This window comes from Holdemania sp., assembly GCF_986127675.1.
In genome coordinates this window covers 1-25,967 of sequence record NZ_CFQZWI010000037.1, presented here as the reverse complement: position 1 = coordinate 25,967, position 25,967 = coordinate 1, and the positions used below count along the sequence as shown (strand labels likewise).

Here is a 25,967-nt window from a genome sequence, read left to right as displayed (position 1 = left end):
ATGCGGCGTTTGAGCATAACCGGCGGATGATGGACATGGCGCAGCTGCGCTATGAAGGCAAACGGGAAGGCTTGGCAGAAGGCATTGAGAAAGGCATCAAACAAGGCATTGAACAAGGTGTCGAACAAGGCATCGAAAAGCAACGATTAGAAACCGCAAGGGAAATGTTGAGAAATCATTGTAATGATCAGCTTATCCAGCTTTGCACCAAGATCAGTCTTCAACAACTGGAGCAGTTAAAGAAAGAAATCGTTTTCGGTTTCAATCAAACCGAGGACGATTCGGAGAAATCCCATCGGACAAGCGACTAAAAAGAGGAAGCTGATCCAAATGAAGTTTAATGAGTAGTATGATCTAAATCCTTGATCGGGCAGGAAATCTTTAAGGAGGCGGACAGCGTAATGAAGCGAATGAGCAGTGATCCGGCAATGCGGGATGCGGCGTTTGAGCATAACCGCCGGTTGATGGATATGGCGCAGCTGCGCTATGAAGGCAAACGGGAAGGCTTGGCAGAAGGCATTGAGAAAGGCATTGAACAAGGCATCGAAAAGCAACGATTAGAAACCGCAAGGGAAATGCTAAGAAATCATTGTAATGATCAGCTCATCCAGCTTTGCACCAAGATCAGTCTTCAACAACTGGAACAGTTAAAAATAGAAGAACGCTCGAAACCAAACCAAGCCATGACAGAATCACAATTCCAGTCGGCGGATAACACGATAGCAGGAGAATAACCTAACTTTCTGCCAAAACTCATCCGGCAACAGATGTCTTTGATAGTGTTCTAAATTACATAAGAATTTCAACAAAACAAGCAGAAATTTACCCTCACTCCTTTATAGGTGAAGGAAGAAATCATCAAAAAAACAAACTTAACAATCCAGTACGAAGAAAAACTGATTCTCCTGGATAGGAAATCCTATAACACGTCGATATCCGAGGCATCTGTACTCTGTAAAATGCCCTGCATGAACAAAAAAAATACTTTGCGACCTCGAAGTTCGGATCTAAGCATTGTCCAAAGCAAAAAAGATTCCGGTATTGGATATTCTCCAAGTCCGGAATCTTTTTTAACGACACTGATATAAATCCGCCAGAATATCGACACACCGCTCGATGCCAAGCTCGCCGCTGTCCAGCGCAACATGGAAATTCTCAGCCAGTCCCCAGGTCTGGCCTGTGTAAAACTCATAATAAACTGCACGACGCTTATCCTTATCCCGAATCCGCTTTTCAATTTCGACATTCGTTTCGCCATACACCTCGACAATCCGTTTCGCCCGTTTTTCTTTTTTTGCGTGGATAAACGCTGTCAGACAATCCGCATGATCCTTAAGAATCACATCCGCACATCGGCCGACGATCACGCAGGATTCCTTTTCTGCCAATTCCAGGATAATCTTTCGCTGCAGCTGCCACAGCTGATCCTGGATTGAAGCCCCCATGAACTGCCCCTCCGATAACGCGAATGCCCAGTGACTGCTGTAAGGCGACGCCTCCTGCTGCTTCGCCACCATCTCCGGCGTAAAACCACTGGCCTGCGCCAGTTTTTCAATCAGTTCCTGATCATAGCACGGAATCCCCAGCCGGGCTGCCAGCTGTTTTCCCACGGTCCGTCCTCCGCTGCCGAATTGACGGCTGATTGTTACAATTCTGTTGTTTGTCATCCTCGAACTCCTCCTTTTCCAGTATTCGCTTCTATCATCACGGCAATAACGCCGGCGAGATAACGATCCAACGATTCCTTTTACAGGCCCGTAATATTTTGCTTAAGCTGAAAGAATCAAAGCGAGAAACAAGAACACCCCGATAAAGATATACTCCGATCTTATTTTAATCAAGAAGCTGACAAGTCTTTCCTTTACTTCTATTATACTCCGTAATTGAAATCCAGCCAGCCGGCATTCTCTTAAAAAACAAATCATCAATGGCAGACAATAGGACAAGATTGACGTCCCCGGCAGAAACAAACACATTTTAGAATGAATAGTATAACGACGCCCAGCTCTGATCGCGAACTGACTTTTTTATAAGCGGTCATTCATCACAAAAACAAGCAACGAACAGCGGCTGATGTTATACCAATACTGTTCGTTGCGAAGTTTTCAGTCATGGTCCGGCTTTGATCTCACTGCGTATCCTTTTCAGGCTTTGATCTTTTACAATTTAACCAGTGTCAATTTTTTATTCAATATTCTATCCAGAGTGCGAATTATTCGCCTTCCTGCTTTACGATCTTCTGGTTCAGATCGTTAAAAAATTTGAACAAAAACGGAAAACAGACGACAAACGTCAGCACGTCGGCCAACGGCTGCGTCAATTCAACGCCGCGCAGCTGCCACAGCTGAGGCAAAATGAGGATCAGCGGCAGAAAGAATACACCCTGACGGCAGGCGGACAAAAACGTCGCCTCCGCCGGCTTGCCGATCGACTGGAACGTCATGTTGGCAATGACGCCCAGCGGCTGGATAAACAACGCCAGACACTGCGCCCGCATTGCATACGTCCCGATTTCCAGCACCTGAGCGTCAGCCTTGGTAAACAGCTGGATCACCTGCGGCGCAAATATGAAGCCGGCAACCGCCAGAATGCCCATCATCACAAAGCTGACGATCGTGGTAAACGTAAACGACTGCTTCACCCGCTTGTAGCAGCCCGCGCCGTAATTGAAACCGACAACCGGCTGATAGCCCTGACCAAAGCCGATCAAAACGGACAGGATTAACATGAACACCTTACCGACAACCGACATCGCCGCCACGGCCGCGTCCCCATAAACCGCCGCGTTGACGTTCAGCATCACCGTCGCAATGCTCGCCAAGCCCTGCCGGAAAAAAGACGGAAGACCCGTTTTGATGATCGCCGACAGGTCTTTCCACTTCCATGAGATATTTCGAAAGCTGAGATGAAGCAGACTCTTATGCGTCAGAAAACAACCCAGCAGAATCAGAAAACTGATGATCTGACTGAGAATCGTCGCGATCGCCGCCCCGGCAATCCCCAAATGGAAGGTAAAGATAAAAATCGGATCCAGCACAATATTCAACAAACCGCCAGCCGTAATGCCGACCATCGCCAGTGTCGCTTTACCTTCTGAACGCAGCACATTGTTCAGCACAAAAGAGGACGACATGATCGCTGCACCCAGCAGGATGTATTTGGCATAATCGCGGGCATACGGCAGGATCGTCTTCGTCGCACCCAACGACGCCATGAGCGGATCGATGAAAATCAGACCAAACACCGTCAGTGCCAGTCCGAATGCGATCGCCGCAAAAAAACCGGTGCTCGCAATCTTCTCCGCTTCCTCATGTTCCCGTGCTCCCAATAAACGGGAGATCAGACTGCCTGAGCCGATGCCCAGCGTGAAGCCGACTGCCTGAATGATCGCCATCAGGGAAAAGACGATCCCCACTGCACCGGTCGCGCTGGTACCCAGCCGGGAGACGAAAAACGTATCCGCCATGTTGTAAATCGAGGTGATCAACATACTGATAATCGTCGGCACCGCCAACGTTGTAATCAGCTTCGGGATCGGCTGTGTTGTCATTTTCTCGACCTGACTCAACGTCGCCTGACCGCTCATGCCCGATTTTCCCCTTCCGGCGTCGTTTTCTCACCGCGCAGATTATCCGTCATCCGCTGGATGTAGCCGATAAACTGCTCGCGTTCCTCCACGCTGAAACCTTTCAGGGCCAGCGCTTCGACTTCCGCGTGAATTTCGCTCATTCTGGCATGCTGCTGTGCGCCGAACTGCGTGATCTGCACCTGAATGCTGCGGCGGTCCTTGTCGCTGCGCACCCTTTCGATCATCCCGGCCTGTTCCATCAAATCCAGAATTTTAGACACTGTCGCCGGTTCGATATCGCAGGCCCGCGCCAGTTCCACCTGCGTTTGCGAGCCGCGCGTTAACAGATGCAGGATTTTCGGTTGTCCCATTGATATGCCCTGGTCGGCCATGCGCGGGCGAATCTGCGCCGTCTGCGCGCGGTAAGCCCGGGAAAATAAAATACAAAAAGGTTTATTCATAAGTCCAACCCCTTTCATTAGGCACCTAATAGTTAGCTTCCTAATTATAGAACGATCCGCGAAGTCTGTCAAATCATCCCGTTTTAAGAGTCTGAAAGATGTTCCAAAGTCCACAATCACAGCCAACGTCAGATAACAAACCGAAGAAAAACCAGGAACACCGCTTGATATCCCAAACCCCGACGGCTGATTCCTGGTTTCTTATTTATATTTGTTCTCCGCTTACAGACATTCCATCAGCTGGCGCGTCAGCTGCTGCTTCAGCTCTTTATCCGCAAACGCCGCGCGCACGCTGTTGAGATTCAGATGAATCAAATCCTCCCGAGTCAGCCCCAGATACCGCACCGCTTTATCATATTCCTGATCCAGCGTCGTATCGCTGATCGTCATGTTATCGGTGTTCAGCGTCACAACCGCGCCGTGTTCCATCAACGGCTTCAGCGCATGATCACTGTAGGAAAGCTGATTGCGGCACTGCACGTTGCTCGTCAGGCACATTTCCAGCGGAATTTTCTTGTCGATCACTTCCTGCATTACTGCGCTGTCCTCCAGACAATGACCGCCATGCCCGATCCGACTGGCCCCCAGGTCCAGCGCCGCCTTGACTGAAGCGGCCGGACCGCTTTCTCCGGCATGGATCGTAAACGGAATGCCATATTCCTTCGCCAGTTCAAAACAATCGCGGTAGCCTTCCATCGGCGTGATGCCTTCCGCACCAGCCAGATCCACCGCGACGACGCCCTTACCCTTAAAGTCCCGAGCCGTCCGGATCGTTTCCAGATTGGCTTCATGATTGAGCGATGGTTCGCCCAGCGTCATCATGCACAAAATCAAACCGGCCTTGATCTGCGGATGCTCGCACATTGCGATCCGCATGCCCTTGATCACTGCTTTGACCGCCTGATGCTGCGTCAATCCCTTCTGCGTATGAAACTGCGGTGCAAATCGCAATTCCACATATGCCAACCCCTGCAGAGCCAGCGTCTTGATCAGCTCACGGGTACAGAGCACCAACGCTTCTTCATCCTGCAGAATCGCGATCGGCAGCTCAAAGCGTGCCAGAAACTCGTTCAGACTGCCGTTGTCGCGGCCGACGACAATCCGCTCACGGAATTGTTCCAGCGTGCAGTCCGGGGTGATCAGCTGGCGGTCCTGAGCTAAGGCATAGGCCAGCTTTAACGGCAGCGAGCCGTCTAAATGGACGTGTAAATCAATCTTCGGGAATGAATATTCCATGGTAAAACCCCCATTCTGTTTCTCTTTATTGTTTGTTTACCTCTGTTTATCCCGATGCCGCATTCATCCTTAAAGCGGATGGCTTCTGCCTGAACAGGATAAACCTGCTTTTATTGAAATTAAGGTTACGCCGTTTAACCGGCTTTGTCAATCGAAACTCTCGTTGCGTTCATGAATCCGGTTGGTTTCAAACAAACGCCGGATCATCTGCGGATCCTCGCTTTGTCCCAACACCCACATCAGCTTGGTGACCGCCGCCTCGCTGGTCATATCCTTGCCTTCCAGCACGCCGTAGCGCAGCGCCTTCTGCCCGACCTCATAGACGCTGAAATCACTTTGTTCATACAGACACTGGCTGCACACAACGACCGTGATGCCGGCCTGGGTCATCTCCTGCAGCTTCGCCGTCAGATCCCGCCGGATAAACGACAGCCCGCCGATGCCGAAGGCTTCGATCACCACGCCGCGGCAGGCCATCTGGATCAACGCGTCGAACAGCTTCGGATTCATGCCCGGGATCAGCTTGATCAGCACGACTTCCTTGCACAGCTGGCTGCGCAGCTGAAACGGACCGTCGATATGCGGAAGCAACCCGGCCCGGATATTCAATCCCCGGCTGTCAATCCAGCCGACCGGTTTGACGTTGACACTTTCAAACGCCTGGAAATTGGTCGTACGGACTTTCACCGCGCGGGTCCCTAATAAAATCTGCCGGTTAAACGCCACGAAAACTCCGGCATGACCGCTCGCCGCCATCGCCAGCGCCGTCCGGATATTCTCCAGACCATCGCTTAAGGGGTCTGCCAGAGGCAGCTGAGAACCCGTCAGCACAACCGGCAGCGTAACATTTTCCAACATGAAGCTCAAGGCGGAAGCGGTATAGGCCATCGTATCGGTGCCATGGGTCAAAATCACGCCCTCGGCCCAGCCCTCTTCAATCAGCTCAGCCACTTTTTCCGCAATCCGCTGCCATTCTTCCGGCTGAATATTGGAGCTGTCCAGCGTGAATAAATCCCACGTTCTGATTTCATATTGATCGATCAATGTGCCTAATAACCGGCGTAATCCCCCGGCGTCCAGCTGCGGCGTCAGCCCTTCCTCCTGTTGGGCGCAGGCAATCGTACCGCCGGTGGTCAGCCATGCGATTCTTTTTCGAGCAGAATTCATAATCTTAAGCCCCTCTTTCTTCGTATCCTTTTTCCCCATGTACTCCCATTTATAAGTAACGGTCGTCGCCTATCCGAAAACCGCCCCGAAAATTGTACACGTCCTGTTCAGACATCCAGTGTTTTAAATCGGCGTTCGCCTGAATCAAATGGAGACCGCTTAGACAAAGAAGGGGATTATACTCCAAAATCAGGAACTTCTCCCCTGTCATCTTCATCTTCTGCGAGCGTTTTCTCTGTTTGAATTTCAACCGCTGTCTCATTAATCTCCAGAAAGCCTTTAGCTTCCCGTTATAGTCTGGAATTCCATAATTCTCCTATCTGCGCCGTTTCGATTCACTGCTTTGGCTGCAAGGACTCGATATCCGCGGCGGATCAGATCGGATTGGGCAGCCTTTCCCCCTGTTTTATTCTCTGCGACGCAAGCAGTTCTGCCGCCATTTCTCCCCTGCCAATCTGTTTTTGAACAGGCTCTTCGATCATTTCTGATGATTTCCCCGATTTTATTTTAATTCTGCCTAACATTTCAATTCGGACTTGTTTCCATTATATCCTTCTTTATTTTAGCTTGGATCTTGTTCTTTATCAACTTCATCCGACATGCCGGACAGAGAAAAACGAATTGGAAAACAGAAAAGAAAAGTTAGCTTAAAACCGGTAATGACGTTATAATAAGATTAAGAAGAAGTGTCTGTCAAAAGTTTCATTACTATGGAAAAGAAGAAAATTAAGAGCACATTCAGAAAAGAGGGGTTATCATGAAACGAAAACAAATCCTGCTGCTCGGCGGACTTTATTTCATCCTTTGCCTGCTTGTCCAGATTGTCTTATTATGGGGATTTCATAAACGGTGGGACATGCTCTGGCTGATCGGATTGGCATTGATCGTTTTTGCCTATGCCGGGGCAAGCCACATTTCGATGGATTTTCTTCAAGGCTCTGCCTATCAGCTTACGCGGCGGTCTCATGAAAGAATGCAACAGAATGATTTTGTCTCCGTTCCTTTCCTTCCATACCTTTTCGCAGCGTTGCCGCTGGCAATCAATCTGGTGATCGCTTACCAGTTTTTCCATTAAGCTCAATTCAGTATTTATTCGCTGCTCTCTTTTTCATACCTGGCAAGCCACAGCATAAAAAATAATCAATGCGCAAAGAAACAGCCTGCCGATCCGGCTGTTTTTCTTTATGCCGTTTTTTTTTGCAAGCGTGAATGGGCATTGCTTTTTTGATTCTCGGATCAATGATCCTGTTCAATTTATACACCGGTCACCCGGTTACATTCTCTGAATTGAAGTGAATTCACCCGATTTTCCAATCATCTTTCTTAAGCGCCGCACAGTTTTTACCGGAGCTGTTTTCCGTTTATCTTGGTTGGAGTTTTCTTTAAAAAAATGTTATTTTAAAATTGAAAGTTCAGCATCACGAAAAGGGGGACAGTTCCATGGAACCGGAAATGAAACGATTATTCGCGTTGTTAAAAACCGACCAGCCGATCACTTCCGCTCAGCTTGCCGCCGCAATGCATCTCAGTGAAAAAACCGTGCGCTCGCGGTTAAAGCTTCTGGCGGAAGTCCTGGATGAACACGGCGCGCAGCTGATCGCCAAACCCGGCATCGGATATCAGCTCAGGATTACAAATGACGACGCTTTGCATCGCTGGCTGAAGGAAACGCCGCAAACGCACATTCCTTCCACCTTCGCCCAACGGGTAGATTTTCTATTAGGGTATCTGTTATATCATCCGGACTATGTCAAGTTGGAGGAACTGAGCCAGATGATCTACGTTTCGCGCAATACGGTCACCGCCGATCTGAAACAGGTGGAAGCAATTCTGAATCTGTATCATCTGACGATCAGCCGCCGTCCGAATTATGGAATCCGTGTTGAAGGCAGCGAGTTCAACCGCCGGCTGTGCATCGCCAACTGCCTGTATAAAAACAACATGAGCTTCACAAGCCCGCCCCAGAAAGCAGACGGCCAGATCCTCTTTGAAATTCTCAGCGCAGTCTTCCGCGTCCATCACATCCGAATCTCGGAAACTTCCTTTGAGAATTTGATCGTCCACCTGGTCATTGCCAATCAACGGATCCGCAGTCATCAGCCAATGATCTACTCCAACAGCGCGCGCTCAGAAATGCGTCAGTTAGTCGGCGAACAAATTCTGCAGACGGCGAAAGCGGTGTGCGAGGCGATCCGAAAGCAGCTGGGCGTGACGTATTCGGAAGACGAACAGCTGTATATCGCGCTGCATATCAGCGGCAAAGCCAGCTCGGATTCACAGGGGAAATACGGAAGCAATCTCGTCATCAGCGCACAGATCGACGAACTTGTCTTAAAGATGCTCAACGCCGTTTACGAAGGCATGCTTCTTGATTTCCGCGATAATCTGGAACTGCGCGTTTCCCTCAACCAGCACATGGTGCCGCTGGATATCCGCATGCGCTACAACATCCCGCTGAAAAATCCGATCCTCGCTCAAATCCAGCGGCAATACGCGTTCGCCTATACCGTTGCGGTCTGCGCCTGCTCTGTGCTGTCGAGCCATTATGGCAAAGCGATGCCGGAGGATGAAATCGCCTATCTGGCCGTGCTGTTCGCTTTGGCGATGGAACAGCGCGACCGGCCCTCACGCCGCTATAACATCGTGGTTGTGTGCGTGTCCGGGCGGGGGACCTCGCAGCTGTTTCTTTACAATTATAAACGAGCCTTCGGCAAGTACATCAACCGGATCGTCGAAGCCACGGTCTTCGATCTGGAAGAGCTGGATTTCAAAGGCTTGCAGATCGACTTTGTTTTCACGACTGTGCCGCTCAATATTTCCCTGCCGGTACCGGTCTACGAAGTTTCTCTGCTGTTAAGCGATAAGGAAATCAACAGCTGCCAGAAAATCTTTGAAAAGAGCGACGATCGTTTCCTCTATCGTTATTTTGACAGCCGGCTGTTTCTGCCCTGCGTGAAAGCGCAGACCAAAGAACAGGCGCTGACGGCGATCTGTCAGGCGGTCAATCGTTATCGGTCCGTACCAGATAATTTTTTCGAACTGGTCATGCAGCGGGAAGAAATGGGACAAACCGACTTTGGCAATCGCGTGGCGATTCCGCATCCCAGTCAGATTCTGGGCAACGGCAAGTTTGTGATGGCGGCAATCCTGGAACAGCCTGTCTTCTGGGGACATCACGACGTTCAGGTTGTCTTTCTGATCTCGCTGGCTGAACAGGATCCTGATGCGGAAGCATTTTACCGCACGATTACCAATTATCTTTCCGAAATCGAGCTGGTCGAAAAAACGGTTGCGCACCGCACCTTCAGTTGTCTGATGGACTGTCTGAAGGAAGCGTGGCGGCGATGATCTTTCAAAAAATACCGCAGCTTTCCCGGCAACATTCCGGTTGGAGTTGCTGAAAAAGTCATGCTAGACTGAATTTGTCAACCGGAAGTCCGGTCCGGCCTTCGCTGCAGAGAAGGAACGGACGGATTTGATCCCAACACGGAAAGGAGCTTAGGAAATGGAAAATGAAATGGAACTGACGATCATGCGGCTGATTACCGCGGCCGGCGACGCCCGCAGCCTGGCGATTCAGGCGATCCGCGCCGCTCGTGCCGGACACTTTGACGAAGCGGACGCGCTGATGATCGAATGCGATAAAAAAATGGTGGATGCGCACCAATGTCAAACCGGTCTGATCTTTGCGGAAACCAACGGCAGCCCGGTCCCGCTTTCCTTACTGATGATCCACGCGCAGGATCACGTGATGAATGCCATGACCGTAAAAGATCTGGCCGCGGAGATGATCGAAATGATCCGCACCGCCGCTTAAACCACAAAGAATACTGTAAGAGGAGTAAACTATGAAAAATATCGTTCTGCTTTGCGCCCAGGGCATGTCAACCGGCATGCTGATGAACAAAATGCGCGCCGCCGCGAAAGCGTCCGGCTACGAATGCACGATCAGCGCTTCGTCGGTCAGCCAGGCGAAAACCGCCGCGGAAACCGCCGACTGCATCCTGATCGGACCGCAGGTCCGCTATGAGCTGGACAACGTTCGGAAACAATGCCCGGATCTGCCGGTCGACGTCATCGACATGGTTGCCTACGGGAGGCTGGACGGCGCCAAGGTCTTAGCCGCCGCGCAAAAGCTGATGGGGGAGTAAGCCCTTCTGAATCAATAGAGGAGAAAACAATGAGTAAACTGGATAAAATCACTGAGAAAGCTATGAAATTTGCACAGCTGCGCTATGTGAAAATCATCATGAACGCCTTCATGGGCATCGCCGCCTTCTCCATCGGCGCGTCGCTCTTTTCCCTGGTCAAATCGATTCCGATCGGCCCCTGGCAGACCTTTCTGACAACCAGCGGGTTCGGCAACATCCTTTCGATTCCGATCAACATGGTCTCCAATCTCTACGCCATCATGGTCGTCCTGTGCGTCGGCTACGAAACGGCGAAATCATTCGGTCAGCGGCCGCTGCCGGCAGCGATGGTCGCATTCGGCTCGTTCATGATCGTCACGCCGTTTGAAGCGGCGGTCAGCCTGGTCAACGAAGCCGGAGAAACAATCACCGGTCTTGCCAGCAACGTTCTTTCTTTAAGCGTCCTGGGTTCGCAGGGAATCTTCGTCGCGATGATCTGCGGCCTGATCGGCGCGCGGCTTTACGTCTTCCTGTTAGAGAAAAACATCAAGATCAAAATGCCGGATTCCATCCCGCCTTCCGTCGCCGGCATGTTTGAAACGATGATTCCGGCCGGACTAGTCTTCATTCTGTTTATGGCGGTCCGCATGGGCTTTGCGCAGACGGCTTACGGCACGATGCAGAGCTTTATCTACACGATGCTGCAGAAACCGCTGATGGGGATCGGCGCCAATCCGATCGGCGCGGCCTTGTATCTGATGTCCGGCAAGCTGTTGTGGATGTTCGGCATCCATGGCGATATGCTGACCTACGCGACGCTGGGCTCGATTCGTTCCGCGGCAACGCAGGCGAACATGGCGGCCTTTGCGGCCGGGGAAGCGGCTCCATATCTGGAATGGGCAATGCTGACGCCGATCACCAACGTCGGGATTCTCGGTCTGACGATCCTGCTGCTGTTCTCGAAAGCGAAGCAATACAAGAGTCTGGGCCAGCTGTCCATCGCAACTTCGATCTTCAACATTACCGAACCGGTAATGTTCGGGTTCCCGATCATCCTGAATCCGATCATGGCATTGCCCTGCGTCCTGTGCCCGGGAATCTGCGTCATGTTGACGTCAATGGTCATGCGGATGGGCCTGGTCGCACCGATGACCGGCGTCGCGCTGTCCAACGTCATCCCGACCCCGATCTATTTCTGGATGGCGACCAATTCGATTTCTGGGTTGATCTGGGGATTGATTCTGGTGGCGGTTTCCGTCGCAATCTTCTTTCCGTTCTTCAAAATCGCGGAAAAGGCGGCGATGAAGGAAGAACAGGGGGAAAGTGACGCCGAAGCTATCACCGTTTCCAAATAGCTGACAAACCAAGGATGTGGCGACGCATCCTTTTTAAAAAGAAAAGGAAGGTAAAGAATATGACTGGATTTCCCGAAGATTTCTTATGGGGCGGCGCGACGGCGGCGAACCAATGCGAGGGCGCGTGGAACGAGGATGGCAAGGGCATCAGCATCGCCGATGTTCTGACCTGCGGCGGACTGGCTAAACACACGGCGGCGCTGCCCGATGTGCCGGAAGAAATGAAAAAACACATCGCGAAGATGCGCGGCGTGACCTACCGCAGCGGCGATCAGGAAGGCGCGGCGATAGCGTTTAAAATGAATACTTATCCCGAGGAAGGAATCCCGGCATTGCTTGAAGAGGAATACTATCCGAATCATCAGGCGATTGACCATTATCATCGTTACAAAGAAGATCTGGCGCTGTTTGCCAAAATGGGCTTCAAATGTTACCGGATGTCGATCGCGTGGACGCGGATTTATCCCCAGGGCGAGGAGACCGAACCCAACGAGGCCGGCCTGCGGTTTTATGACAACGTCTTCGACGAGTGTCTGAAGTACGGCATCGAACCGATCGTCACGCTTTCGCATTATGAAATGCCGCTGGCGCTGACATTAAAATACAATGGCTTCGCCGATCGGCGGGTGATCGACTGTTACATCCGTTACGTGAAAACCGTGTTTGAGCGATACCAGCATAAAGTCAAATACTGGCTGACGTTCAACGAGCTGAATTCTGTCGTTCACAGCAGTTTTATCAATGCCGGCGTCTTCTCAAAGGACCGCCGTCTCATCGAAGCGGCCAGCTATCACCAGCTGCTGGCCAGCGCGCAGGTTGTCCGTTTCGCACACGACCACTATCCGCAGTTTCAGATGGGCTGCATGATCGGCGTGTCTCCGGCCTATCCTTATTCCTGCAAGCCGGAGGACAACCTGGCTGCACTGAAACAAAACCAGCAGCGCGATACTTACTATCCAGACGTCCAGATGCGCGGCTTCCTGCCGGAATACAAGCTCATCCAGCTGCAGCAGGAAGGCATCCACCTGCCGATCCAGCCGGGTGACGCGGAAATTTTAAGCGGAGGCTGCTGCGACTTCATGGCCTTCAGCTATTACCAGACCAGCGTCGCGGCTGCTCAGGATGAAGCGATGCAGCGCACTGCCGGCAACATGGGCAGCTTTATCTTCAACCCGCATTTGAAAAAGAGCGAATGGGGCTGGCAGATCGATCCGATCGGACTGCGCTACACGCTGAACCTGTTTTATGACCGCTATCACAAGCCGTTGTTTATTGCGGAGAACGGACTGGGTGCGGCGGACGTGCTGAATGCCGATCATACGGTTCATGATCCTTACCGCATCGACTATCTGCGCCAGCACATCCAGGCGATCAAGGATGCGATTGTCCTGGACGGCGTTCAGGTTTTCGGCTACACTCCATGGGGCTGCATTGATCTGATCAGCTGTTCCACCGGCCAGATTTCCAAGCGTTACGGCTTCATCTATGTCGATGTCGACGACGCGGGTCAGGGCACGCTCAACCGCTATGAAAAGGACTCCTTCGCCTATTACAAACGGGTGATTGAAACCAACGGCGAAATATTGTAGAACAGAAGATTCCGCAGTTTGTCTTCCGAAACTTAAAAACGGAAGTTTCCGCAGCCTGTACTCAAACTTAAAACGTACTTCAACAACTGTAAAAAGTCCTGCTTTCCCCAACCAACTTTCTTTTTTCCAGTCTTCCCCCGTTTTTCTTATTGCCTTGATTCCTTCTTATTCCTTTTGACTTTCCTGACTTTCAACGATATCCTCAAACGTAGATCGAAGACTTCGTCAGGGCTGTTCTGCACCATCTTAAGAACCTCCCTCGTTATGGAAATCCAGAGCTTTTACCCGAACATTATGATACAATGACAGGGGTGATATGATGGATTACAAAAATAAAATTATTTATCAGATCTGGCCGCGTTCATTCCAGGATTCCAATCATGACGGAATCGGGGATCTCAAGGGCATCCTGCGCCGGCTGGATCATCTGCAGGATCTGGGTGTGGATCTGATCTGGCTCTCGCCGGTGTATTGTTCCCCCAACACCGACTTTGGCTATGACATCAGCGATTATTACAATATCCATCCCGATTTTGGAACGATGGCAGATTTTGACGCACTGTTGGCAGAATGCAAGAAACGGGGCATGGGGATCGTGATGGATCTAGTCGCAAATCACACCAGCGATCAGCATCCCTGGTTTCAGGCCTGCTTAAACGATCCGAACAGTCCATACCGGGATTGTTACTACTTCCGCGAAGGCGTCAACGACAAGGAACCAAACAACTGGATCAGCATGTTCGGCGGCAGCGCATGGACAAAGGATCCGCTGAAGCCGCACAGCTGGTATCTGACCACCTTCACGCCGCATCAGTGTGATCTCAACTGGGAAAATCCGCGGGTCCGCGAAGAAATTGCCAACGTCATGCGGTTCTGGCTGGACAAAGGCGTCAGCGGCTTCCGCATGGACGTCATCAACACGATCGCCAAGCAGCCGGGATTGCCGAGCTGGCATCCGGAAAAGAAGGGTTATCAGTTTGCCAAAGAGTTCATGACCAATCTGCCGCAATCCCACGCTTACATTCAGGAACTGATCGGGAAGCTGGCGGACGATTATGATTTCATCACGATCGGCGAAGGCATGATGGCGGACAACGACGCGTGCGCGCTGTATGCCGGTGAACAACGCGGCGAGTTGAACATGATGATCGTGTTTGATCTGCATCTGCAGGACTGCGGACCGTTAGGCAAATATGATTTCCGCAAGCTGTATCACTGGACGATTCCCGGCTTCAAGTCGATTATTTTCCGATGGCAGACCGACAGCCAGAAACGAAATTACTGGGTTGCCAACTACATGAACAATCATGACCAGCCCCGCTCGATCTCCCGTTTCGGCAACGACAGGCAATACCGCGTTGAAAGCGCGAAGGCATTCGCTTTGATGAACCTGACGTTAAGAGGAACGCCGCTGGTGTATCAGGGCGAGGAGATCGGCATGACCAACTGTCATCTGGAACAGGATGAATGGCGGGATTATGAAGCGATCAATATTTACGACACCTTGCAGACGATGATGCATCTGCCCAAGGTCATCGCCAGAAAGATCGTGCAGCGCATGACCCGCGATCACGCCCGCACGCCGGTGCAGTGGGATGACAGTGAATATGCCGGCTTCAGCGATCATCAGCCCTGGATCAAGGTGAATCCCAATTATAAGCAGATCAACCTGAAATCTGATCTGGTTTCAGAGACGAGCATCAATCGCTGGTATAAACAGGTTATCGCTCTGCGCAAAGCGTATTCAGCCTTCAACACCGGAGCGATGAAACCGGTTTTGGTTCATCACAAACAAATTCTCGCTTATCAACGTTCTGACGAACAGGCAGAATTTTTGATTCTGATCAACCTCAGCGGCTCCCCAGCCCGCTTTGACCTCAAGACGGAAGGCCGGGTTCTGATGGATTCCTACGCCGATCCTCAGCCACGGCTATTGCGGCCTTATGAGGCAAGACTGATCCAGATCCGTTAAGCTTGAAAAGATCCCACACCGTAAGCTCCCGCGCATAAAATTGCGAGGAAACTGGTCGCAGCGGAAAGAGCAGAAAGGCAGAAACAGAAAAAAAGACGGAAACGAAAGTGAACCGCTCCGAATAAAAGATCCGGAGAAGAAGCGTTCATTTTAATCGCCGTCTTTTTCTTTTTGCTTGATTTCAACAGATCAGATTGTCTGTTCTAGCTGGAATTCTCCGCGATTATGCGGCTGTCTGTTCCAGCGCCCAGCGCCGCACATCGTCCATGGAATCAACGATTGCGTAGGCTTCCCGGCCGCGGAATTGTTCCAGACAAGCGGTATCGGGAACCGCGAACACCCGCACGCCCGCGGCATAGCCCGCCTTGACGCCGTTGGCGGAGTCTTCCACGATAATGCATTCCTCTGGCCGCAGCCCCTCCATCTCCATCATCTTGTTATACAGATCCGGATGCGGCTTGCGCCGGCCGGCTTCATCGCCGAAAATCCCGTTGTCATAACAGCCGGTTAATCCTGCTTTTTCCAACAGATACAACGCATATTCGCGCGGTGTCGAGGAAACGATCAGGCGCCGGATGCCGTTTTCTTTTAATGCCGCCAGAATTTCCTTCACTCCCGGCCGCAGCGGCATGCCGTTAGCCTCAATCCAGGCGTCCGTCATCTGTTTCTTCTCCTGCCACATCGCTTCGTACACTTCCATCGGCGGAAGCAGATGCCCGAATCGTTCAAAGTTCTCCTGCTGCGAACCGCCCATCATGTTTGTCATGACGGAAACGTCGAAGACGTGCCCCCGCGCTTCGTTCACCTTTTCCCACATCGACAAGCTCAGCCGCTCACTGTCGATCAAAACCCCATCCATGTCAAACATCACCGCTTTTAACTTTGTCATTCTATCCCTCCATGATTTCCCGGACTACCTGCGCCGCAGCCCGGACGTCGCTTTCCATGATACCATAATGTGTGACAAAGCGGAACAGTCCATGATCGTCCGGATTCGTTAAAATTCCTTTTTCTTTCAATTTGTTCAGAAAATCCTCCGGGGTCCGCCTTTCACGATCGACTTTAAAGAACACCATATTGACCTGAATCCGTTCCGTTTTCACGGAAATTCCATCAATCGCCGCTAATAATTCTCCTAACAGCTTCGCGTGGGCATGATCCTCCGCCAATCGCTCTGTCATCGAATCCAGGGCCACCAGTCCGGCCGCAGCCAGAATTCCAGCCTGCCGCAGCCCGCCGCCCAGCAGTTTGCGGTTGCGCCGCGCTCTTTCAATGAAGGCCTGATCCCCGGTTAAAACCGATCCGACCGGCGCCGCCAGTCCTTTGGACAGGCAGAATGTCACTGTATCCGCGCAGTCCGCAATCCTTTGAACAGAGCAGCCGCTGGCTAAAGCGGCGTTTAAGACCCGCGCACCGTCCAGATGAACGCGCAGTCCCAGCGCTTTGGCGGCGGCATAGGCAGAACGCAGAACCGGCAGCGGTACAACCCCGCCGTTTGACAGCGCGTTTTCCAGACAAACTAAGCGTGTTCGCGGCTCATGGATATCTTCGCTGTGTACGGCATTGCGTATTGCATCCGCTTCAATCCAATCCTGCGGATGATCGAGCGGATGCACCATCACCTGAGCGATCTGCGCCGCTCCGCCGACTTCATGCGTAACGATGTGGCTGTGCCGGCCGGCAATGATTTCATCGCCTCGTTCTGTCTGGCTCATGAGGGCCAGCAGGTTGCCCAAAGTGCCGCTGCTGACAAACAGACCGGCTTCCTTTCCCATAAGCGCGGCAGCCCGCTGTTCCAGCTTTTGGACCGTCGGGTCATCCCTGTACACATCATCCCCGACGACCGCTTCCGCCATTGCCCGGCGCATCGCCGGCGAAGGCTGCGTGACGGTATCGCTGCGTAAATCAATCATGACTTTCCCTCTTTTCTAAGCGAAAGGCTCCCGCGGCAAGTCCGACAAGGAGCCTTTTCCTTTATTTTTACCCCGCAGTGTTCTACCCGCGGACTTTGCGTCAAGCTTCTTTCTTAAACCATCGGTGCGAACATCGGCAGCCCTTCCAGGAAGGCCAGCACGAAGCCCAGCAAGAACAACAGCAGCATGACGGTCGTGGTCTTCTTACCCTTGCGGATCAGTGCGAAGCAGCCGAAGGCCAGCAATAACGGCAGCAGCTTCGGGGCGATTTCATCAAAGATCGACTGGATCGCCAAGGTCTGATGGTTGCCCATGTTCAACGTGATCGTCGTGGTAAAGTTGATCATCGTCGCGATCATGCAGCCGACAACCGTAGCGCCTAGCATTTTCGCCGCCATCGAGAAGGTTTCCAGCATGCCGCCTTCCGTTGCATTTTCCATAAACGACAAGCCCTGCTCATAGCCGACCTGCAGACCTTTATACCGTACAAACCAATGCGGAATGTTGTGAATCAGAAGGAACAAAATCGGACCGAGGATGTTGCCCTGCATGCAGAAGGAAATCCCGACGCCCAGGCCGATCGTTCTGAGCGTACCCCAGAAAATCGAATCGCCGATGCCGGAGAGCGGTCCCATCAGCGCGGTCTTGATGGCGTTGATCGAAGAGGCGTCGAAGTCCGGATTGGAGGCCGCCTCTTCTTCCATCGCGACGGCGATGCCCTGAACGAACGTCGTGCACTGCGGCGTGATGTTGTAGAAAACTAAGTGCCGTTTCATCGCTTCCTTAAAGCCTTCCGGATCATCCTTGTAAATCCGGCGCAGATGCGGAATCATCGCGTAGCCGAAGCCCAAACCCTGCTGACGTTCATAATTGAAGCAGCCCTGCAGGCAGCAGGAACGCCAGAAACCGCTCATGAATTCTTTCTTTTCCATTTTTCCAGTTGTCATCGTGGCTTCCCCCTTTACTCGTTAGCCTTTCTCTGAACCATATTATAATAAACCACAGCGATCACAGCGCCCAAGCCCGCGACGCCCAGGGAACTGACGCCCAAAAACGCGGCTAAGATGAAGCCCAGGAAGATAAACGGCGTCGCGTCCTTATCCATGATGTAATTCATCAATAAAGCGATACCTAAGGCCGGCAGCACGCTGGAAGCCTTGGTCAGTCCGTTCATCACAACTTCCGGAATGAAGTTGATAATCGTTTCCACCGCGCCGGAGCCGAAGTACAGCGCTAAGAACATCGGAACAAAATAGATGATGGCAAAGACGACAACGCCCAGCCAGTAATACCGTTCAATCGCCTTGAAGTCGCCGCGCTCCGCCGCCGCGTCGCACTTTGGATTCCAGATGTTGTTGATGATCCGCGGGATGATGCCGCAGGGCTGGAATAACAGTGCGATCGGCATGGACAGCGCAATCGCGGAATCCGCCGAAAGATGCGACATGATCGCGAAGGCCACCGCCAGAATCGTGCCGGCGGAGGAGTTTGGCAGCGAGGTGACGCCGATGCCGACAAACCCCATGAAGATCAGCTGTAAGGTCGCGCCCATGACTAAACCCGTCTGGACGTCGCCGCAGATCAGACCGACTAACGTGGCTTCCACGATCGGTGTGTTCAATAAATTCTGACCCAGAATCCGGCCGTCGAGAATACTCAGGACATGCACCATGGATACCAGGATACACTGGATTAAAAACATAATTTTTCCCCTTTCCGAGTGTTTTTACTTTTTATTTTTTTCAAATATGGAATGAATTTCAGACAGCGGGATCTTCGGCTTTGACGGGGCTTCCTGAATGTAAACCGTTCCGCCTTGCCTGGCGATCGCATCCAGATGCCGCAGATCGTCCTCGACTAAGAAGACCTGATTGGAAATCGAGGTGCGTCCCTCTGCGAACCGGATCCCCCCTAAATCGACTTCCTTAATTTCCGCCGCCCCGGCGCACAGCGTTGCCGCGTCTTCGCAGCTGCCGCAGATCAATAAGATTTTACGCTTGGCATGGGCGGCGTTGTTGAGATAGTCCACCGCTTTGGCTACGGTCAGCACCTCCATTTTGGAGCCGGCCGGCTTCCCGACGGTTAAGGACATCTTAAGCATGGCGTTGGTAGCGTGCTTGTCGTTGGCGATGACAATCGTGTCCGCGCCGGTCGCATTGACCCAATAGACAGCGACCTGCCCGTGGATCAAACGATCATCAATTCTGAGAAGTTTAATCATGGAAACATCTCCCTTTCTTTTTTATTCCTCATTGCTGTCCAGCTGGTCATTGATGAACAGTAATGTTTGGCGACTGGCTTCAACCGCTTCCCGCAGGATCGTGCTGACATCGTCTTCCATCGGATTCAGCGCCACCTCCAGCAGCAGGCCCAAATTCAAGCCTGTCACAATGTAGAGGTTGGCGTAGTCTTCCAGAAACGGAATCGCGATCTGCGTCGTGCTGCCAACGGGGATATCCGTCATCAGAATGACCGGATCCGCCGCCGGAAAGCGCTCAAGAACCTGACGAACCCGGCTGTGCATCGTATCCGGTGAGTCCTGAGCTTCCATGCAGAGCAGCGTCAGCGGATTGTCTGAGCCGGAAATGACCTGCAGTGCAGAAGCGAAGCCTTCGCACAAATGGCCGTGAGTCAGTAAAACGATATGTTTCATATTCGATTCCTCCTGGTAAGCGATATCATTTTTGTAAACTTAATATAGCATAATCAATTTATATTGTCTATATATTTATAGCATTTCATAGAATTTCATTTTATATTTTCGTAGATATTTAAAATAATTAACAATATATAAATCCGTTAATTTTAACTGTAACAATAGGTACACTTTTATTGACAAACTGTTTTTTTCCATCCTATAATCAAGTTAAAGGATAAATCCGCATGATTTTCAAAGAAATCCCGGCTTTATAGAATAGTCAAAATAAGTGTGCTTTTTGCGTCGGAAAACTGCTCTCTTTCCACTTTTCCAAACAAAAAAAGCAGTGATTTTCATCACTGCCTCAGCGAAAGATTTTCCCGTTGTTATTGTCCCAGCGAAATCTCGATGACTTTGCCGAACTGGCCGCCGGCTACGATCTTCGCGGTCTTTTGCGTGTTGTTGTAAACGACAGACCACTGGGTTGCGGTCAGTGCGCCGGTTTCCTCGTTCACCTTATTCTGACTGACGGCTTCCAATAAGGACATCGCTTCATTCTCCGATAAAATGCCGTTGTTTTCCTGCAGCGTATCCGCCAGAATCGCATACCGGTCCTGTCCCTTGCCAAAGCCGTAAACATCCTCGCTGATCAGAAAGTTTGTCAGCATCTGGAACTCGCCGTCTTCCTTACGGATGACGCGCAGCTGGTTGTCGATATATTCGATGACCGCACTGTCGCCTTGCGCATCGGCCATCTGGAAGTGATAGGAAGCGTTGGCCGAAGCGTGCATATCCATGTTTTCCAGCATGCCGATCGCTTCCATGTTTTCCAGCATGCCGATCGCTTCCTCGACCGTCGCCGCTTTGTCCAGCAGCCAGCGCATTGCGGACGTCGTCGTCAAGTCCAGCTTGTCCGTTTCCTGATGGGTCGGCTCCACGCCGCGGATCAGCAACACGCCGATCGAAAAGCCCATCTCGTTCATGCCATCCATCATGACATACGGCGCGGCCAGACTCATGATCGACGACAGGAAGCTGTCCGGCTGCTTTTCCTCGTTGTAGCCCAGAACTGAGATGTTCGCGATGGAGATTGAAGCATAACCCTGATCCGGATTGGATTTAACGATCATGCTCGGAACATAGTTCAGATCGTAATTCCGGCCGAACAACCAGTCTTCATCCTCATTCTGCGCCTGAAACGTGCTGCATCCGAAATCCGGAATGTTGAATTTCAGCGGCAGGCCCTTCAATAAATTCCCAGCCACATAAGAAACCAGCTCGGAATCGCTGGACGCACCGCCGGATGCCACCAGCTGATCCAGTCCGTAATCCGCGCTGTACTCGATCTGATACATTCCGTAATCGTCCACTTTCCGGATCGAATTCAACGTCTGAATCTCTTTTCGAAACATCCATCCCAACCCGGCCGCAAGCAGAACAACCGCCGCAAGCAGACCGATCCCGATTCTTTTCAATATCTTTTTCATAGCTCCTCCAAATATTTTGAATTTCAAACAGAAATGATTCTACCATTAAATTCCAGCATTTGGCAAGAGTTATTTTCATTGTAAATCGAACTACAAAATATTTTTCAGATTGGCAAGGCTTGAACCCGATAAAAAAAGAAGCCGGGCTGCGGCTTCTGAAAAGAAAGGGAAGGATGTCTTCAGGCGTCAATTCGCCTTGGTTTTAATCGCCTGGGAAAAGCGGTAGTTATACACGGTGATCGCACTGATCCGGCAATCGTCACAGATCCGGCTGGATAAAATCTGGAATGGCATGACAAACAACATCGGCAGAAGCAGGCTGCAGGCATCGACGTCAATCGTCATGACCCGCTTATCACTGTTGCCCGGATGCCGGGTGATCAGATAAACACGGTCGGTCAGCTGATGCAGACCTTCGTAAATCATCATCACGCGATCGTGCATCGTATCGTCCATGTCCAGCAGGAAAACAGCGTTGTCCTTTTTAATTTCATAGACCGGACCATGCAGGAACTCTTCCGTTTCATAGGCGTTGGACGGAATCCCGATCGTTTCTTCCATTTTCAGCGCACCTTCGATCGCCGGGCCAAAGCTCGGACCGATCCCAACGGTCATCGCCCGTTTCATCGACCACAGTTCTTCCTTGTTCGCATCATACCATTGATTGATCTTTTCGTGGATCCGCGGCATTTCATGGATGATCGTTTCGATTTCCTTCATGCGTTTTTTATAGCTGTCTTTCGGATACGTCCCCTTTTTCACGCCAGCTTCCAACGCAAACAAAATGAAGTAAAGCGTGGACGTCGGAACGCCGCGGCAGACAAATACATCGTCACCCGGGCCATAGGAACCGTATTCCAGCACGGTATCGCAATACCGCGTGATCGGGCTGTTTGGAACCATGGAAATCGCGACGACGTCGTTGCCGCATTCCTTTGCCTTGACGACGGCTTCAATCGTGTTGGTGCTCTTGCCGCTCTGCGACATACAGATGACCAGCGCGTTTTCATGGAACTTATAATCATATTTGGCATAGGTGACGGAGTTGATCAGATCAACCTTGACGCCCAGATAGTTCTGGATCGCATACCTCGAGCAGTTGGCGATGTTGTAGGAAGAACCGGAAGCGACCATGACGATCTTCTTGTAATCCTTCGCCAAAAACAGATCGACAAGCTTGCCGACCAGGGCGTCCTTGTTTTTGAACATTGCTTCAGCGGTCGCCGGGGTTTCCAGCACGCAGTCAACCATCCATTTTTTCATTCTCTTGTCCTCCTTGAGATTTTCCAGCGCAAACATTGTGACCAGCAAGTTTTCTGAGGAATAATGTGTATCTGTATTTATATATACATTTACGACTTCATTATATACTATTTTAAAAAGATCTCAAGAGGAGAATGGACAGTTTTACTACTTTTTTTAACGCTCCGCAAGAAATCCTGTCCTGAAGGTATAGGCATATTGGCTGCTGATGTAGTAGGTTTTGATGTATTCATACGGGCGCCGCTGTTCGTCATAGGTGATATGCTCGTTTAAAAGCAACGCGACATTGCCGACGCCGAGCAGCTTTTTCTGCGACTCGCTGGGCAGATGCGCCGACATCTTATGCAGCGCGCCGCCGCGGTAAACGCCGACGGAATGGAGATATTCCGTTAATGAGCCTTCCAGCGCCTTGACGTTGATCGCCGGAACGATCTTGGCGGAAATGTAAGTATAGCTCAACGCGATCGGTTCCCCATCCCCGGTCCGCAGCCGCACGAAGTAATGGATCAGTTCATCATCCGCCAGCTCCAGATATTCCGCGACTTCCGGGACGTCCGCCGCTTTATAAACCTTGTATTCGATCAGCTGCGAACCAGCCTTCATGCCGACCGAAGCCATATCGTCGGTAAAGCTGCCGCCCTGACTGATGCTTTTGGTCACCATCCGCGGCAGCACGAACGACCCCTTGCCGGCCGTGCGTTCGATATAGCCCTCCTGAGCCAGGTTAATCAGAGCTTTGTTGACGGTCAACCGGCCGATATCAAACTTTTCGCTCAGCTGTTTTTCAGTTTCGATCTGATCGCCCGGCTTTAAATCACCGGACTGGATCCGGTCAATGATGTAATTTTCAATAATTTTATACTTCGGCATTTCTTTCATAAGTTCCTCCGTTTTCCCGCGGGATATTCGCCGCAGACTGCCTCGAAAAACCAAATTTGACCGCATGGTTCAACTTGAATTTCCACAATTTGTTTATACATTGTAACTATATCATAACTCCCGAATGAAAACCAGCGGGACGCGGCTCCTGACATTCCTTCGATATATTACCTAGATATTATTTCATTATTCCCTATATTTTCTTTTTCCATTTTAGTCCAATAGGGCACAAAAGGGGAATTTCTTCGATGATGAAGGAAACCTTTGAAATCAAATATGCGCTGTTAGAAATCAGATCAAAATGCTCAGCGAAGTACAGGACAAACCTGAAATACTCTCTTTGCTTTCTTCATAACCCGCTGGAACTTTCCACAAAAAAACCTGCGGCAGCCTTGCCCGCAGGGACCTTTTCACCACGAAACACCGCCTTGTTCTTAGTCGTCCTCGCGATTTTTTTCTTCCTCATAATTTAATTTATGCCCGTACAGGCACGCCGCAAAAATGCCCAATGCCAGACCGCCGCCGATCAGCCAGTTCCCATCCCGCAGCCAGCCTGAACCAAACGCTATCGCCCAGAATCCGCTGAATACTATGGATACCAGAAAATATCCGATTTTAAACCGGAACAGTAATTTAATGACCAGAATCAAAACCAGCCCGGCCGCCACGCCCGCGATCGGCGACAGACCGTTGTCAACGAGCGTAAACCCAAGCAGAAAAGCAAAAAACAGACTTTCAATATTGACGATCTTTAATTCTTTATAAGCATCAAACCGGATCTTATCCCGCATGTTCATCCTCCCGACCGTTATCCATCGTAATTATACACAAACTGACAAGGGATGCAACTCCCGCATCGACAAAAGCGGGGCGATGTTGAAAATCCGCTCCCGCTTTCTTCTCCTTCAGGCTTCGCTTTTCATTTCAGTTTTTCTCAGCTAAAACAACACACTGCGCTTTTAAGCTGGCCTGCACGTCGATCAGCCGCTGATTCGCCGACCCCCGGAACCGCAAATTCAGGGATTTCTGCGCAAGCAGAAACGGCCCGTCGATCAAGACGTCGATCTGTTCCAAAAACGCCCTTTGATCTGGATCCTTCGCTTCCATCAACGCTTCCCACGTATAACCGGTATAGCACCACACATTCATTCCCAGCTGATGCACAGCCTGCGCCAATTCGCCGCAGGCCGCGGCCTGTGCCATTGGCTCGCCTCCGGAAAACGTCACGCCGTCCAGATAGAAATGAGCCTTCAGCTGTTTTAGAAGGATCTCGGATGCGACGCTTGTTCCCCCGTCAAACGGGTGCGTCTGGGGATTGTGACAGCCCGGGCAGCCATGCGGACAGCCCTGTGTCCAGATGACCGCCCGCAGACCCTCGCCGTCGACAATACTGTCAAACTGCACCGGCGCGGATAAACGCAGCTCAGCCATGCTTCACGCGATCGCGGACTTCCGCCCGCTTCGCATCGTTAAACCGGTCCAGCGTCCCGACCAGATATCCGGTGATCCGGCGGATCCGCTCAAACGGCACGCCGTCCTCCGTTCTTCCGCAGCACGGGCATTCGTCGTTGATAATTCCGTTAAAGCCGCAGACCGGATCGCGGTCGATCGGGTGGTTGATCGCCCCGTAGCCGATCCCCAGCTCCTTCATCATCCGGACGACCTTCTCAAACGCCGCCAGATTGGTCGACGGATCGCCGTCCATCTCCACATAAGAGATATGCCCGCCGTTGGTCAAAGCGTGATACGGGGCTTCCACCGACAACTTGTGGTAGAAATCGGTTGGATAGTAAACCGGGACATGGAATGAATTCGTGTAGTATTCCTTATCCGTCACCCCTTCGATCTTACCGTATTCTTCCTGATCCATCTTGATGAACCGGCCCGACAGACCTTCCGCCGGAGTCGCGATCAGAGAGAAATTCAAGCCGTATTGCTTCGTATAGTGATCACAGCGCTCACGCATCCGGGTGACGATCGTCAGTCCCAGCTGCTGAGCGTCCTCACTTTCGCCATGATGCTTGCCGATCAAAGCTTTCAGACATTCCGCCAGACCGATGAAGCCGATCGTCAATGTGCCATGCTTCAGCACCGATTCCAGCGTATCTTCAATATCCAGCTGATCTGAATTCAGCCAGTTGCCCTGCGCCATCAGGAACGGGAAATTCTTGACCCGGCGGGCGCACTGAACACGGTAACGTTCCAACAGCTGATCCTTTACCAGATCCATCTTTTCGTCCAGTTCCTGATAGAAGCCCGCCAGATCGCACTGCCCTTGCAAGACCTCGCCAAGATCGGAAGAGCGTCGT

General features: G+C 51.3%; 25 protein-coding genes and 1 pseudogene. 9 read left to right on the top strand and 17 right to left on the bottom strand.

Annotated features, from left to right (window positions below):
* Nucleotides 1-311, top strand: a pseudogene (locus AC5OW4_RS07550) (hypothetical protein); the annotation flags it as partial.
* Nucleotides 312-401: 90 nt separating this feature from the next.
* Entirely contained in the window at nt 402-734 is a 333-nt protein-coding gene (locus AC5OW4_RS07545; RefSeq protein ID WP_072684820.1) for a hypothetical protein, read from the top strand.
* Nucleotides 735-1,070: 336 nt separating this feature from the next.
* Here the strand turns inward: AC5OW4_RS07545 and AC5OW4_RS07540 are convergent, their stop codons facing one another.
* The 5 genes from AC5OW4_RS07540 to AC5OW4_RS07520 form a co-directional block, all read right to left on the bottom strand.
* Nucleotides 1,071-1,667, bottom strand: a complete 597-nt coding sequence (locus AC5OW4_RS07540) for a cytidylate kinase-like family protein (RefSeq protein WP_072684819.1) — start codon at nt 1,665-1,667, stop codon at nt 1,071-1,073.
* A 545-nt stretch (nt 1,668-2,212) separates the two neighbouring features.
* Entirely contained in the window at nt 2,213-3,586 is a 1,374-nt protein-coding gene (locus tag AC5OW4_RS07535; protein WP_072684818.1) for an MATE family efflux transporter, read from the bottom strand.
* On the bottom strand, nt 3,583-4,029 hold the full coding sequence (locus AC5OW4_RS07530) for a MarR family winged helix-turn-helix transcriptional regulator (RefSeq protein WP_072684817.1): 447 nt from the start codon (nt 4,027-4,029) through the stop codon (nt 3,583-3,585). Before AC5OW4_RS07530 ends, AC5OW4_RS07535 begins: the two co-directional genes overlap by 4 nt.
* Nucleotides 4,030-4,251: 222 nt before the next feature.
* Nucleotides 4,252-5,265 (bottom strand): adenosine deaminase, encoded by a 1,014-nt coding sequence (gene add / locus AC5OW4_RS07525; RefSeq protein ID WP_072684816.1) that lies wholly within the window; start codon nt 5,263-5,265, stop codon nt 4,252-4,254.
* 147 nt (nt 5,266-5,412) lie between these two features.
* Nucleotides 5,413-6,432 (bottom strand): asparaginase, encoded by a 1,020-nt coding sequence (locus AC5OW4_RS07520; protein ID WP_072684815.1) that lies wholly within the window; start codon nt 6,430-6,432, stop codon nt 5,413-5,415.
* A gap of 757 nt (nt 6,433-7,189) precedes the next feature.
* Between AC5OW4_RS07520 and AC5OW4_RS07515 the strand changes: the two genes are divergently transcribed.
* From AC5OW4_RS07515 to AC5OW4_RS07485, 7 genes are all read left to right on the top strand, one after another.
* Nucleotides 7,190-7,507, top strand: coding sequence for a hypothetical protein (locus AC5OW4_RS07515; protein ID WP_072684813.1), 318 nt, complete (start codon nt 7,190-7,192; stop codon nt 7,505-7,507).
* A 365-nt stretch (nt 7,508-7,872) separates the two neighbouring features.
* Complete coding sequence (locus AC5OW4_RS07510) at nt 7,873-9,780, top strand: BglG family transcription antiterminator (RefSeq protein ID WP_072684812.1); 1,908 nt, start codon at nt 7,873-7,875, stop codon at nt 9,778-9,780.
* A gap of 157 nt (nt 9,781-9,937) precedes the next feature.
* Nucleotides 9,938-10,249, top strand: a complete 312-nt coding sequence (locus tag AC5OW4_RS07505) for a PTS sugar transporter subunit IIA (protein ID WP_072684811.1) — start codon at nt 9,938-9,940, stop codon at nt 10,247-10,249.
* 31 nt (nt 10,250-10,280) lie between these two features.
* Nucleotides 10,281-10,583, top strand: coding sequence for a PTS sugar transporter subunit IIB (locus AC5OW4_RS07500; RefSeq protein ID WP_072684810.1), 303 nt, complete (start codon nt 10,281-10,283; stop codon nt 10,581-10,583).
* Between the two features lie 29 nt (nt 10,584-10,612).
* Complete coding sequence (locus AC5OW4_RS07495) at nt 10,613-11,917, top strand: PTS sugar transporter subunit IIC (RefSeq protein ID WP_072684809.1); 1,305 nt, start codon at nt 10,613-10,615, stop codon at nt 11,915-11,917.
* A 59-nt stretch (nt 11,918-11,976) separates the two neighbouring features.
* Complete coding sequence (locus AC5OW4_RS07490) at nt 11,977-13,506, top strand: glycoside hydrolase family 1 protein (RefSeq protein ID WP_072684808.1); 1,530 nt, start codon at nt 11,977-11,979, stop codon at nt 13,504-13,506.
* Nucleotides 13,507-13,825: 319 nt separating this feature from the next.
* The gene (locus AC5OW4_RS07485) at nt 13,826-15,478 is read left to right on the top strand and encodes an alpha-glucosidase (protein WP_072684807.1); all 1,653 of its coding nucleotides are present in this window, start codon (nt 13,826-13,828) and stop codon (nt 15,476-15,478) included.
* Between the two features lie 223 nt (nt 15,479-15,701).
* Here the strand turns inward: AC5OW4_RS07485 and AC5OW4_RS07480 are convergent, their stop codons facing one another.
* From AC5OW4_RS07480 to nrdD, 12 genes are all read right to left on the bottom strand, one after another.
* Nucleotides 15,702-16,367, bottom strand: coding sequence for an HAD family hydrolase (locus tag AC5OW4_RS07480; protein ID WP_072684806.1), 666 nt, complete (start codon nt 16,365-16,367; stop codon nt 15,702-15,704).
* 1 nt (nt 16,368) lies between these two features.
* Complete coding sequence (gene ltaE / locus AC5OW4_RS07475; protein WP_072684805.1) at nt 16,369-17,391, bottom strand: low-specificity L-threonine aldolase; 1,023 nt, start codon at nt 17,389-17,391, stop codon at nt 16,369-16,371.
* A gap of 113 nt (nt 17,392-17,504) precedes the next feature.
* Entirely contained in the window at nt 17,505-18,338 is an 834-nt protein-coding gene (locus tag AC5OW4_RS07470; RefSeq protein WP_006061325.1) for a PTS system mannose/fructose/sorbose family transporter subunit IID, read from the bottom strand.
* Nucleotides 18,339-18,352: 14 nt separating this feature from the next.
* Nucleotides 18,353-19,093, bottom strand: a complete 741-nt coding sequence (locus tag AC5OW4_RS07465) for a PTS mannose/fructose/sorbose/N-acetylgalactosamine transporter subunit IIC (protein WP_072684804.1) — start codon at nt 19,091-19,093, stop codon at nt 18,353-18,355.
* A gap of 24 nt (nt 19,094-19,117) precedes the next feature.
* Nucleotides 19,118-19,612 (bottom strand): PTS sugar transporter subunit IIB, encoded by a 495-nt coding sequence (locus AC5OW4_RS07460; RefSeq protein WP_072684803.1) that lies wholly within the window; start codon nt 19,610-19,612, stop codon nt 19,118-19,120.
* Between the two features lie 21 nt (nt 19,613-19,633).
* A complete protein-coding gene (locus AC5OW4_RS07455) occupies nt 19,634-20,044 on the bottom strand; it encodes a PTS sugar transporter subunit IIA (RefSeq protein WP_493676840.1) in 411 nt (136 codons plus the stop codon).
* A 371-nt stretch (nt 20,045-20,415) separates the two neighbouring features.
* The gene (locus AC5OW4_RS07450; protein ID WP_493676839.1) at nt 20,416-21,516 is read right to left on the bottom strand and encodes a linear amide C-N hydrolase; all 1,101 of its coding nucleotides are present in this window, start codon (nt 21,514-21,516) and stop codon (nt 20,416-20,418) included.
* Nucleotides 21,517-21,702: 186 nt separating this feature from the next.
* Nucleotides 21,703-22,779, bottom strand: a complete 1,077-nt coding sequence (locus AC5OW4_RS07445; RefSeq protein ID WP_493676838.1) for an SIS domain-containing protein — start codon at nt 22,777-22,779, stop codon at nt 21,703-21,705.
* Nucleotides 22,780-22,935: 156 nt separating this feature from the next.
* Nucleotides 22,936-23,658, bottom strand: coding sequence for a GntR family transcriptional regulator (locus tag AC5OW4_RS07440; RefSeq protein ID WP_195396088.1), 723 nt, complete (start codon nt 23,656-23,658; stop codon nt 22,936-22,938).
* A gap of 434 nt (nt 23,659-24,092) precedes the next feature.
* Nucleotides 24,093-24,449, bottom strand: coding sequence for a hypothetical protein (locus AC5OW4_RS07435; RefSeq protein WP_195548388.1), 357 nt, complete (start codon nt 24,447-24,449; stop codon nt 24,093-24,095).
* A gap of 133 nt (nt 24,450-24,582) precedes the next feature.
* The gene (gene nrdG, locus AC5OW4_RS07430) at nt 24,583-25,089 is read right to left on the bottom strand and encodes an anaerobic ribonucleoside-triphosphate reductase activating protein (protein ID WP_195548389.1); all 507 of its coding nucleotides are present in this window, start codon (nt 25,087-25,089) and stop codon (nt 24,583-24,585) included.
* Nucleotides 25,082-25,967, bottom strand: an 886-nt coding sequence (gene nrdD / locus AC5OW4_RS07425; protein WP_493676837.1) for an anaerobic ribonucleoside-triphosphate reductase, incomplete at its 5' end; no start/stop codon positions are given. The genes nrdD and nrdG, both read right to left, overlap by 8 nt.